15 protein-coding genes are annotated in these 10,387 nt (G+C 74.1%); 11 read left to right on the top strand and 4 right to left on the bottom strand.

Annotated elements, in window-relative coordinates; genetic code table 11:
• Positions 1–1,008 (bottom strand): AMP-binding protein (locus WD250_08835; GenBank protein MEX2620313.1); only part of this gene is annotated, 1,008 nt, incomplete at its 3' end.
• Positions 1,009–1,025: 17 nt separating this feature from the next.
• On the bottom strand, positions 1,026–1,619 hold the full coding sequence (locus WD250_08830) for a biotin transporter BioY (protein ID MEX2620312.1): 594 nt from the start codon (positions 1,617–1,619) through the stop codon (positions 1,026–1,028).
• A gap of 100 nt (positions 1,620–1,719) precedes the next feature.
• Here WD250_08830 and WD250_08825 point away from each other — a divergent pair, with 100 nt between their 5' ends.
• Both WD250_08825 and trpD read left to right on the top strand, forming a co-directional pair.
• Positions 1,720–2,205: a hypothetical protein gene (locus WD250_08825; GenBank protein ID MEX2620311.1), complete on the top strand. Its 486-nt coding sequence runs from the start codon at positions 1,720–1,722 to the stop codon at positions 2,203–2,205.
• The gene (gene trpD, locus WD250_08820) at positions 2,202–3,248 is read left to right on the top strand and encodes an anthranilate phosphoribosyltransferase (protein ID MEX2620310.1); all 1,047 of its coding nucleotides are present in this window, start codon (positions 2,202–2,204) and stop codon (positions 3,246–3,248) included. Before WD250_08825 ends, trpD begins: the two co-directional genes overlap by 4 nt.
• 104 nt (positions 3,249–3,352) lie before the next feature.
• Here trpD and WD250_08815 read toward each other — a convergent pair whose 3' ends face one another.
• Both WD250_08815 and WD250_08810 read right to left on the bottom strand, forming a co-directional pair.
• Positions 3,353–5,092 carry a DEDD exonuclease domain-containing protein gene (locus WD250_08815; GenBank protein MEX2620309.1) on the bottom strand — a complete coding sequence of 580 codons (1,740 nt, stop codon included), beginning with the start codon at positions 5,090–5,092 and terminating at the stop codon, positions 3,353–3,355.
• A 43-nt stretch (positions 5,093–5,135) separates the two neighbouring features.
• A complete protein-coding gene (locus WD250_08810) occupies positions 5,136–5,390 on the bottom strand; it encodes a WhiB family transcriptional regulator (GenBank protein MEX2620308.1) in 255 nt (84 codons plus the stop codon).
• A 134-nt stretch (positions 5,391–5,524) separates the two neighbouring features.
• Between WD250_08810 and WD250_08805 the strand changes: the two genes are divergently transcribed.
• The 9 genes from WD250_08805 to sepH all read left to right on the top strand — a co-directional run.
• A complete protein-coding gene (locus WD250_08805; protein MEX2620307.1) occupies positions 5,525–5,977 on the top strand; it encodes a DUF309 domain-containing protein in 453 nt (150 codons plus the stop codon).
• A gap of 160 nt (positions 5,978–6,137) precedes the next feature.
• Positions 6,138–6,386 carry a hypothetical protein gene (locus tag WD250_08800; protein MEX2620306.1) on the top strand — a complete coding sequence of 83 codons (249 nt, stop codon included), beginning with the start codon at positions 6,138–6,140 and terminating at the stop codon, positions 6,384–6,386.
• An 89-nt stretch (positions 6,387–6,475) separates the two neighbouring features.
• Positions 6,476–6,973 (top strand): methyltransferase domain-containing protein, encoded by a 498-nt coding sequence (locus WD250_08795; GenBank protein ID MEX2620305.1) that lies wholly within the window; start codon positions 6,476–6,478, stop codon positions 6,971–6,973.
• A gap of 202 nt (positions 6,974–7,175) precedes the next feature.
• Complete coding sequence (locus WD250_08790; GenBank protein MEX2620304.1) at positions 7,176–7,778, top strand: RNA polymerase sigma factor; 603 nt, start codon at positions 7,176–7,178, stop codon at positions 7,776–7,778.
• A complete protein-coding gene (locus tag WD250_08785) occupies positions 7,775–8,014 on the top strand; it encodes a zf-HC2 domain-containing protein (protein ID MEX2620303.1) in 240 nt (79 codons plus the stop codon). The genes WD250_08790 and WD250_08785 overlap by 4 nt, the downstream gene beginning before the upstream one ends.
• Positions 8,011–8,583 (top strand): methyltransferase domain-containing protein, encoded by a 573-nt coding sequence (locus tag WD250_08780; GenBank protein ID MEX2620302.1) that lies wholly within the window; start codon positions 8,011–8,013, stop codon positions 8,581–8,583. Before WD250_08785 ends, WD250_08780 begins: the two co-directional genes overlap by 4 nt.
• Positions 8,584–8,805 (top strand): hypothetical protein, encoded by a 222-nt coding sequence (locus tag WD250_08775; protein ID MEX2620301.1) that lies wholly within the window; start codon positions 8,584–8,586, stop codon positions 8,803–8,805.
• Between the two features lie 164 nt (positions 8,806–8,969).
• On the top strand, positions 8,970–9,125 hold the full coding sequence (locus tag WD250_08770) for a hypothetical protein (GenBank protein ID MEX2620300.1): 156 nt from the start codon (positions 8,970–8,972) through the stop codon (positions 9,123–9,125).
• Positions 9,126–9,216: 91 nt separating this feature from the next.
• A partial coding sequence (sepH, locus tag WD250_08765) for a septation protein SepH (GenBank protein ID MEX2620299.1) occupies positions 9,217–10,387 on the top strand: 1,171 nt, incomplete at its 3' end.

Here is a 10,387-nt window from a genome sequence, read left to right as displayed (position 1 = left end):
CCCCCCGACCGTCCCGGCCGGCGGGGGCCGGTCGCGGTCGTAGCGCTGGGCCGTCACGGGTCCGTGGGCCTCCGACAGGCCCCACACGTCGAACATCGCCACCGCCGGGTGCGCCGCCGCCACGGCCGACACGGTCGCCGCCGGCATGGGGGCGCCGCCGTACACCAGGGTGCGCCAGCTCGGGACCGCGATCGGCGTCTGCCCGGCGAGCACCGTCAGCCACGCGGGTGCCGCGTCGAGCAGCGTGATGCGCTGCTCCGCCATGGCGGACAGGCTCCGCCGCGCACGCCGGTCGGCGGGCAGCACGTTGCAGCCGCCGACCATCGGCATGGTCAACGTCTGGGTCGACAGCGCCCCGATGTGGGTGAGGGGCATGACGACCAGGCTGCGCTCGTCCGGGCCCAGGTCGAGCAGGTCGAGGTAGGCCCGCCCCACGTGCAGCAGCCCCCGGCTGGTGAGGCGCACGACCGTGGGCTGCCCGGTGGTGCCCGAGGTGGCCAGGAGCGCCACCGCCCGGTCGGGGTCCGGCGCGGGGGCGGCTTCGGCTGGCCGAGCGTGGTCGGCCTGCAGCGGCAGCGCGACGCGGGCCGGCTGCACGGGCGCGCCCGAGGCGGCCGCCTGCAGGCGACCGACATGCGCGTCGTCGGCCACCAGCAGCGACGGGCGCACCGAGGCGAGCTGGCGCGCCCACGCCGCGGCGGGCAGCGCCGTCGACAGCAGCAGGCCGGCGAGGCGAGCACGGCTGCACACGAACGGCGCCGCATACAGCGCCGCGTCGTGGCCGAGCGCGAAGGCCACATGATCGCCCGGTCGTGCCCCGGCCGTGCGTAGCCCCCCGGCTGCGGCGGTCACGGCTGCATCCAGCTCGGCGTAGGTCAGGCGCCCCGACGGGCTGTCGACGGCCAGCCGGTCGGGCCAGCGGTCGGCGGCAGCCCGCAGCAGGCCGTCGAGCGTGGCGATGTCGACGCGCCCGAGCGGCCCGCCGGACGCGACGGTGCCGGCGCCCACGGCGACGCCGGGGGGGGCTAGCTGCGGGGCCCGACCAGGCGCCACGCCGATGGAAGCGCGGCGGCCGCCGCGACCGCCTTCAGCGCGTCACCCAGGAGGAAGGGCGCCAGGCCGCGGAGCACGGCCTCGCCTGGGCCGAACCCGCCGACCACGGCCAGCCAGGGCACGCCGCAGGCGTAGATCACCGCTGAGCCCAGCGCGAACGTCCCGACCATGCCAAGGGGCCGCCGGTCCCATCCACGGCGGGCGCACGCGCCGACGAGGGCGGCGGCGGGGATGAACCCCAGCACGTAGCCGCCCGAGGCGCCGGCCAGGAACTCCAGGCCGCTGCCGGTGGAGAAGAACGGCAAGCCGACCGCGCCGAGCGCCACGTAGGTCAGCTGCCCCGCCGCTCCCCGCGCCGGCCCGAGCGCGGCACCGGTGAGCAGGACCGCGAACGTGCCTCCGGTGATCGGGACGGGGGAGAACGGCAGAGGGATCTTCAGCCAGCGCGAGGCTGCGGCGGTCAGCAGGGCTGCACCCAGCACCAGCGCGACGGTGCGCACGGCTGTGCGGGGCACGAGGTCGGCCAGGACGGGACGGGGACCGATGAGGGGCGCGGATGCGGACACGGCTCTCTCCTTGGCTGCACGACGGTGGCTCCGCCGGCGTGCAGCCTAACCCACCGGGGCGCCATGGGGCAGTGCGGGTGCGCGTGGCATCATGACCCGTATGCGAACGCTCCTCGTCTCGACCAACCCGCGCGTCACCACGGAGGTCACCACGGCCCTGGTCGGCGAGCCCGACGTCGACCTGCTGACGGTCGCCACACCCCAGCGGGCGTTGCGCCAGATGGAGGATGAGGGCGACTTCGACCTGGTCATCGCCGATGCGGACACCGCGCCCACCGGCGGGTTCGCGCTGGCCAGGGACATGAAGGCCCGGGTGCAGATGGGGACGGCGATGCCGCCCATCATCTTGTTGATCGCCCGTGACGCGGACAAGTTCCTGGCCAAGTGGTCGCGGGCCGACGCCTACATCCGCAAGCCCGTGGACCCGTTCAACCTCGCCGAGGTCGTCCGCGCCGTGCGCGACGGCATGCCGGTGCCCGAGCTGCCGCACGTCGGCGGATTGACGGGCCCGACGCCCGGGGACCTGGAGGAGGTCGAGGGGGTCACCGCGCAGGGCGGCGGCTCGATGCTCGGCGGCGGCCGGTGACCCCGGCGGACGCACCGAGCTGGCCGGAGATCCTCACCCGGCTGATGGCGGGTGAGGACCTCGACGACGCGACCACGGCCGCAGCCCTGGACACGGTGATGGAGGGGCAGGCCACACCCGCGCAGGTCGCCGGCTTCCTGGTCGCGCTGCAGGCCAAGGGCGAGACCGCCGAGGAGATCGCCGGGCTGGCCCGGACCATGCGCCGCCACGCCCTGCCCGTGCGGGTCGACGGTGCCGTCGTGGACACGTGCGGGACGGGCGGGGACCGTGCCGGCACCTTCAACGTGTCGACGGTGGCGGCGCTGGTCGCCGCCGGCGCGGGGGCGACGGTCGCCAAGCACGGCAACCGCGCCGCCAGCGGCCTGTGCGGCTCCGCGGACCTGCTCGAGGCATGGGGGGTGGCCATCGACCTGCCGCCCGCCGGGGTGGAGGCGTGCATCCGCCAGATCGGGATCGGCTTCTGCTTCGCCCCGACGTTCCACCCGGCGATGCGCCACGTCGTCCCGGTCCGCCGTGAGCTCGGCGTGCGCACCGTGTTCAACATCCTCGGCCCGCTCACCAACCCCGCCGGGGCACGCCACCAGACCATCGGGGTGAGCGACCCGGTGCTGGCGGCGCGCATGGCGGCGGTGCTGGCTCGCCTGGACACCACGCATGCGCTGGTGTTCCACGGGTCCGACGGCCTGGACGAGCTCACCCCCGCCGGACCGTCGCGGGTGTGGGAGGTGCGGGGAGGCGGGGTGACCGAGTGGACGTTCGACCCGGCCGACCACGGGATCGCGCCCGCGGCCGCGGGTGACCTGCGCGGCGGCGAGGTCGCCGACAACCGGCGGGTCGCCGAGGCGGTGCTCGGCGGGCAGCACGGCGCGCCGCGCGACGCCGTGCTCCTCGGTGCCGCCGCGGCGCTGGTCGCGGCCGACCTGGTGGACGCCTGGGCGGAGGCGTTGCGGGCGGCGGCGGCGTCGATCGACTCGGGGGCCGCGGCGCGCACCTTGGACGACTGGGTCCGTGTCTCCCAGGAACAGGCCGCCGCGACCGCCTGAGGGACCGCCCACACCGCCGTCAGCAGTCCCGGGCGGTCGCTGCGCGACCGCCACACCCGGCACAGCAGAGAATCGCCTCCGCTGGCGCTCCGGCGATTCACGTCTCAGCGGCGGGTGCGCTTGGCGGCGAGCTCGGCGTGGGGGCGTCCCGTGTCGCGGCGGCTGGCCGCCAGCTGGGCGGCCTCGTCGGCGAGCGTGCGCCCCCCGGCAACCGCACTGGCCAGCTCCCCGTCGCAGTGGTGCACGAGCGCCCCGCGCCCGTCCAGCCAGCCGGCGACCAGGCCGACCTCCTCGGCGTCGGTGAAGGGCAGCGGGCCCGTCCCCGGGTCGGGCAGGTGCGCCGTGTCCGCGCGCAGCCGCCGCACCGTCCCGGCCACCTCCTCGGACCGGCACACCGCGCTGGCGGCCAGCCGACCCCGCCTGACCAGCACGACCGCACGGGTGCCGGCACGGGGACCGGGCCGGGAGACGACGAGCTCGAGCGGCGCAGCCGTCGCCGCCAGCCGGCGGCTGCGCGCGACCGCGCTCACCACCGCATGCAGCCGGTCACGGGCGGTGGCGGCCTCCTCGTACCGTCCCCCGGCGGCGAGATCGCGCATCCGCTGCACCAGCCCCATCAGGACGGGGTCGGGATCACCGGCGAGGGTCGCGGCCACCCGGTCGGCGGCCGGCGCGTACTCCGCCGGCCCGACACGCCCGTCACAGGGGGCCAGGCAGCGACCCATCTCCGCCAGGGCGCACGCCGCGAAGCGGGTCCGCGGCCCGATGCGGGGGGTGCACCGGCGGATCGCCACGACCTCGTGGAGGGCATCCGCGACCCCCTGGGCCACCCGTCGCGACGTCAGCGGCCCCAGGTAGGTGGCGCCGTCGTCGCGGACCGCGTTGACTGTGGACAGGCGCGGGAAGCGCTCGGCGGTCAGCTTCAGCCACACCCCCCGCCCGGGCATCGTCGAGCGCCGGTTGTAGCGGGGCCGGTGCCGGCCGATGAGGCGGACCTCGCGCACCGCCGCCTCCAACGGCGTGGGCGTCACCCAGTGGTCGATCGCCGCCGCCTCGCGCAGCAGGTCGGTGATCCGGCGGCGGTCGTCCCCACCGAAGTAGCTGCGCACCCGTGCCCGCAGGTCCGTGGCCTTGCCGACGTACAGCAGCTCGCCCGAGGCCGATCGGAACGCGTACACCCCCGGCGCGTGGGGCAGGCCGTCGGCCAGCGGCTTGCGGGCCTTGTACAGCGGGGTGTTGCGCACATGGGCGAACTCGACGAGATCCTCGTCGGTCACCACCCCGAACGGGCCGGCCCGCTCGAGCAGGCCGTGGAGGACCTCGACGGTGGCGCGGGCGTCGGCCAGGGCGCGGTGGGCCGGCTGGGTGGCGCAGCGGAAGAACCGGGCGAGGGTGGCCAACTTGCAGTCGCGGACCTCCTGGCGCACCAGCCGGCGTGCCAGCCCCGCCGTGCAGACGACGGGATGCTCGAGCAGCGGGTAGTCCAGGCGCGTGAGGTTGGCGTTCAGGAAGCCGGTGTCGAACGCGGCGTTGTGCGCCACGAGGACCGCCCCGCGGGCGAACTCGAGGAAGGCCGGCAGGACCGCCTGGATCGGGGGGAAGCTCGCCACCGCCGCGTCGGTGATGCCGGTCAGGGCGCTGATGCCCCGGGGGATCGCGACACCCGGATTCACCAGGGTGGCGAACTCGCCGAGGATCTCGCCGCCGCGGACCTTGACGGCGCCGATCTCGGTGATGGCGCTGTCGGCGTGTGACCCGCCGGTGGTCTCCAGGTCCACGACCACGAACGTGACCGCGTGCAGGGGCGTCCCGAGATCGGTCAGGCGGGGCTGGGCGGCCGGCATGGCCGCAGCGTACCCGAACAGATGTTCGGGTCAAGCCGTCCGGCTACGCGGCGTCGCGGCGGCGGCGGCGGCGCTCGCGGCGGAAGATGCGGCGGCGTTCAGTCTCCGTGGTGCCGCCCCACACGCCGAAGATCTCCCGGCGGGCGAGGGCCTCGGCGCGGCAGGTCTCCCGGACCTCGCAGCGCGCGCAGAGCGCCAGGGCCTGGCGCACCACGTCAGGCTCGATCGAGAAGAAGGTCTCGGCGTCGGAACGGGCGCACGCGGCCCGCTCCTGCCAGCTGCGGTCGGGCATGCTCATCGGTGATGTCAACGCGGGAGCACCAGCCCGGGTTCCCGGTTGCGCGCGCAGGCCCTTGGGGGGTCGCCGCGGTAGGCGCGTTCGTATACTCGGCGGCGAGGTGAGCCGCCGGTGGATGCACGACCCCAGGTGCCATGAGCGCGAGGCCCCGTGACCGCTATGGCCGTCCGCTCGCGCGCGACGCGCCCGACGAGCTGCCCGGGCGCCAGGAGCCCGACGAGGTCGTCGGATCGGTGGGCGCGGCGTTCGAGCGCGCCGTGGCGCTCTTCGACCAGGAACGGTTCTTCGAGGCGCACGAGTTCTTCGAGTGGATCTGGAAGTCCGACCATGTCGAACCGGCCGACCGGGACTTCTGGAAGGGTGTGACCCAGGTCGCGGTTGGATGCGTGCATACCCAACGGGGCAACGCGGAGGGCGCGCTCACACTGCTCGCTCGTGCGGCGCACCACCTCGCCCCGTACCCGTCGCCGTACCACGGGGTCGACACCGCGGAGCTGGTCGGTGTCGCGCGCACAGTCGCCACCACGGTGCGTGAGCACGGCCCGAGCCCCCGGGCGAACTTCCCGCGCCTACCCCGGGCCGGCTGACGCAGGCCGGCTACCCCGGGCCGGCTGACGCAGGCCGGCTGACGCAGGCCGGCTGACGCAGGCCGGCTGACGCAGGCCGGCTGACGCAGGCCGGCTACCCCGGGCCGGCTGACGCAGGCCGCTAGCCTGCGAGCCACGTCCGCAACTGAGGAGAGCTGTCGTGGTGGAACTGGCCGCAGGTCTGGCCCCCGGACAACGGTACCGCTGTGGGGGCTGCGGCAACGTCACCCGCTTCGACGTGGAGTCCGTCGAACGGGTCCGCCGCTACTGGCACGCCGACCTCGCCGGCGTGGGCGCCGTCGAGGAGGAGGAGCGCATCGAGGTCACCCCCGTCGCCGTGACCTGCCGGTGGTGCGGCGCCACCGACGCGATCGAGGTCGTCGACGTGCCCGGCTCAGACCTGCAATAGGTGGCGGCCTGCCTGCGTCCTACTTGCTAGGCAACAGCGCTCCCGGGGTGGCGTGCGACCGCGCCGCGCCCCGGCCGCGAGGAGGTCACATGACCGCGACAGGCCCATCCCAGACCGCGCCACCACGCGCAGACGGCGCCGACCGGTGGATCGTGGACCCCCAGGCGTTGCGGCAGGAGGTGCGCAGCAAGTACCGCGCCGTCGCCCTGGAGCCCGACGGTGAGCACCACTTCCACACCGGTCGGGCGCTCGCCCGCCATCTTGGCTACGCCGACGAGACGGTCGCGGGGTTGCCGGACGCGGCGGTCGAATCCTTCGCGGGCGTCGGCAACCCGTTCTCGCTGCGCCGCGTCGGGGCAGGGGAGCGCGTGGTGGACGTCGGGTCCGGCGCGGGCTTCGACACCTTCGTCGCGGCCGCGGCGGTCGGCGCCGACGGAGCGGTCGTCGGCGTCGACATGACCGCGGAGATGCTCACCAAAGCCCGGGCGACTGCCGCCGGCCTCGGATTCGGCCACGTGGCGTTCCGGGAGGGGCTGGCCGAATCGCTGCCGGTGCCCGACGCCCGTCCCCGAGGAGGCGGTCCGTGACATCGACCTGTGGACCGGGTGAATCGCCGGCGGCCTGCCGTGCGCAGGCTGGCAGCGGATGCTCGAGCAGGCGGGGTTCGTCGGGGTGCAGGTCGGCCCACCCGTGGACACCTTCGCCGGGGCCAGGGGCGAAGCCAACGCCCGCGCCTACGGCGTCCAAGGGTATGCTTTTCTCGCACGGAAGTCGCACTGAGGGGCCCGTATGGCAGGCAGCCCCGCCTCCGTGAGCCAGGAGCAGGAGGGCAGTTTCACCAGCGTCGCGCGCGAGCAGCTGCCCTGGCTGTACGCCCTGGCTCGCCAGCTGGTGGGCGAGGATGCCGAGGACGCCGTCCAGGAGTGCCTGCTCAAGGCGTACCGCGGCTATGACCGGTTGCGTGACCGCAAGGCCGCGCCGGCGTGGTTCCGCCAGATCCTGCTGAACTGCGTCCGCGATCGCTACCGCCGACAGGCGGGGCTCCCGCGCGAGGACCCCCGCGACCCCACCGAGGAGTACTCCCTGTACCGGACCATCGCCGAGCAGGATCCCTGGCCGTACTCCGACAGCGTGCATCTGGACTTCCTGCGCTGCTTCGAGCACGACGACGTCTGGCAGGTGCTCGACCGGGTGAAGCCGTTGTACCGCGCGCCGCTGGTGCTGGTGCACATGGAAGGGATGTCCACCAACCAGGTGGCGCGGATGTTCGGCGTGGCCCAGGGCACCGTGCTGTCGTGGCTGCACCGCGGGCGCAAGCTGTTCGAGGAGGCGCTGTGGGAGTACGCCAACGAGCACGACCTGCTCGTCGAGTCGCCGGGAGGGTCGCGATGATCAGCTGCTCCGAGGCGGTCCGCCAGCTCTGGGAGTACCTGGAGCAGGACCTTGCCGCCACCGAACGCGACCGGGTCGACCAGCACCTCGCCTTCTGCCGACGGTGCTGCGGAGAGGCCGAGTTCGCCGCGGAGCTGCGGACGCTGCTGCGCTCGGCCACCGGCCCCGTGGCGCTGCCCGCGCCGGTCGAGTCGCGTCTCGTCGCCTTCCTGGACGCACTGGAGGAGGACGCATGAGCAAGGACCTGATGTACTCCGACGAGGTGCAGGAGCTCGTCGTCGACGCCTACCGCGCCCTCGGCGCACCCGGTGGTCCCGGCAGACGGTTCTACACCGAGGAGCAGCTGGCCACGATGCCCGAGCAGGCCCGCGAGTGGGCGCTTGGCGTCGGCAACCCCCTGGCCGTGGCGGACCTGGCCGCCGGGGAGGTGGTGGTCGACCTCGGCTGCGGCGCCGGGCTCGACACCCTGTTGGCCGCGTCGCAGGTGTCGCCGGGCGGCCGGGCGGTGGGCGTCGACTTCCTTCCCGAGATGGTCGAGCGCGGGCGATCGGCCGCCGAGGGCGCCGGCGTCGGCAACGTCGAGTTCCTGGAGGGGGCCATGGAGGCGGTGCCCCTCGCGGATGCATCGGCGGACGTGGTGATCTCCAACGGCGCCATCAACCTCTCGGCCCGCAAGAGCCGGGTGCTGGCCGAGGCCCACCGTGTGCTGCGCCCGGGCGGCCGGCTGTGCGTGGCCGATCTCACCATCCGCGACGAGGAGCTGCCCGCGGAGATCCTCACCCATCCGGCGGCCTGGGCGGGGTGAGTGGCCGGGGCCCTGACGGAGCGTGTCTTCGTCGAGAAGATGGACCGCATCGGCTTCACCGGGATCGTGGTGCTCGGTCGTGCGCCGTTCAGCCTGGACGACGCCGGTCTCTACCCGCTGTTCACCCCCGACCTGATCGACCTCATGCGGACGCGGCTGCCTGCCGCCCGCCACGACGAGGTCGCCCGCGCCCTCACCGTGGTCGCGCACAAGCCCGCCTGACCCGTGCTCCGCACCACCACGGTGGTCGCGTGGCCGGGCGACTCGCCGGAGCGTGCGGAGGCGGCGTTGTCGCACCCCCGGCATACGGTGCTCGGGTGAGCGGCTGTGCGCCGACAATCCGAGGAAAGGCCGAGGCTGTGCGGATCGACTGTGGCGAGTGTGCGATGCAGGGCACCGAGACCTGCGAGGACTGCATCGTGACCTACCTGCTCGACCGTCCCGAGGGTGCGGTGGTCTTCGACGTGGATGCTGAACGGGCGATTCGAACCCTCCAGGACCGTGGCTTGGCACCGACCAGCAGGTTCATCGCGCTCGGCTGAGCATGTGACCCGCGGAGGCGCGTGAGGCCCCTGCTTGCCGGGAGGCATGCTGTGACCCACAATGCCTTGAAACGGCCCGCCGGGAGAACACGTGAAAGATCTACAGCTGGTCGGGTACACGGCTGACCTGCTCCACTTGGTGTTCACCGATGCGGGGGAGAGCGGCGGACGCTTGAAGGCGCCCCTCGACGAGGATTTCGTCGCGACCCTCACCGAGGTCTTGCAGCGCGTGGATCCCGATGCGCATCCGCTGGCGGCGCTCGTCTCGGACGAGCAGCTGGACGAGCAGTCCCAGGACCCGGTCACGTCGGCCTTCGCGCCTGACGCCCCGTCGGATGCCCCGAGCCCGAACGGTGACGCCCCTCCGGACGGGCACCGTCCCCCAGACGGCGAGCGCGCCCCGCGTGGGGAAGGGCCCCTGGCAGGCATGGCGGCTGCGGCGCGGGCCGCGACGGATGAGGAGGCCGTAGCGGTGGCCTCGGACCGGCCCCGTCCGAGCAGCCTGGCACCCCGGGAGATCCAGTCCCTCCTGCGGGCCGGGCAGGGGATCCGAGCGGTGGCCAAGCAGGCCGACACCGACGAGTGGTGGGTCCGGCGTTGGTTGCCACCCATCGAGGCTGAGCGGGATCAGGTGTTGCAGGCCGTGTGGTCGAGCTTCGTGGCCAAGTCGCGCCTCGGTGTGAGCGCCGAGCCCATCGCGGAGGCCGTGGAGCGAAACCTCGCGTCCAAGGGTGTCGGTCCCGACGACCCGTCGGTGGAATGGACCGCGGCACGCCGCGAGGGTGACCCGCACTGGCAGGTCACCTTGCGCTACCGCAGCCGGGGGCGGGCGCAGCGGGCGACCTGGCATTTCAACCCCGAGACCGGTGCCCTGGACCCTCGCAACGACCTGGCGGTCGACGTGGCGTGGACGCGGACGCGCAAGCGGGTCCCGGGCGCCGGATCTGGCGCCCGCTCGGCGAACCGCAGGGCTGCGGGCCGGAAGGCCGCGTCGGCGAAGGGGGGCGCTGCCAGGAAGAAGTCCGGCGGGAAGAAGTCTGGGGGCAGCAAGTCTGCCAAGAAGGCAGCGGCGAAGAAGGCAGCGGCGAAGAAGGCAGCGGCGAAGAAGGCAGCGGCGAAGAAGGCGGCGGCCAAGAGGGCCACGGAGAAGAAGTCCACCGCGAAGAAGTCGGCGGGTGCCCAGTCCGGGGCGACGAAGTCCACCGCGAAGGCGGCGGCGGCGAAGAAGTCCACCGCAGAGCAGTCGGCGGGTGCCCAGTCGG

This window comes from Egibacteraceae bacterium, assembly GCA_040905805.1.
Lineage (GTDB): Bacteria > Actinomycetota > Nitriliruptoria > Euzebyales > Egibacteraceae > DATLGH01.
This window is presented reverse-complemented; position numbering and strand designations above follow the sequence as displayed.

Coding starts and splice junctions, on each gene's coding strand:
- WD250_08825 (MEX2620311.1), top strand. CDS start 1,720: ATGCGAACGCTCCTCGTCTCGACCAACCCGCGCGTCACCACGGAGGTC.
- WD250_08815 (MEX2620309.1), bottom strand. CDS start 5,092: ATGCCGGCCGCCCAGCCCCGCCTGACCGATCTCGGGACGCCCCTGCAC.
- WD250_08810 (MEX2620308.1), bottom strand. CDS start 5,390: ATGAGCATGCCCGACCGCAGCTGGCAGGAGCGGGCCGCGTGCGCCCGT.
- WD250_08805 (MEX2620307.1), top strand. CDS start 5,525: ATGAGCGCGAGGCCCCGTGACCGCTATGGCCGTCCGCTCGCGCGCGAC.
- WD250_08795 (MEX2620305.1), top strand. CDS start 6,476: ATGACCGCGACAGGCCCATCCCAGACCGCGCCACCACGCGCAGACGGC.
- WD250_08790 (MEX2620304.1), top strand. CDS start 7,176: ATGGCAGGCAGCCCCGCCTCCGTGAGCCAGGAGCAGGAGGGCAGTTTC.
- WD250_08785 (MEX2620303.1), top strand. CDS start 7,775: ATGATCAGCTGCTCCGAGGCGGTCCGCCAGCTCTGGGAGTACCTGGAG.
- WD250_08780 (MEX2620302.1), top strand. CDS start 8,011: ATGAGCAAGGACCTGATGTACTCCGACGAGGTGCAGGAGCTCGTCGTC.
- WD250_08770 (MEX2620300.1), top strand. CDS start 8,970: ATGCAGGGCACCGAGACCTGCGAGGACTGCATCGTGACCTACCTGCTC.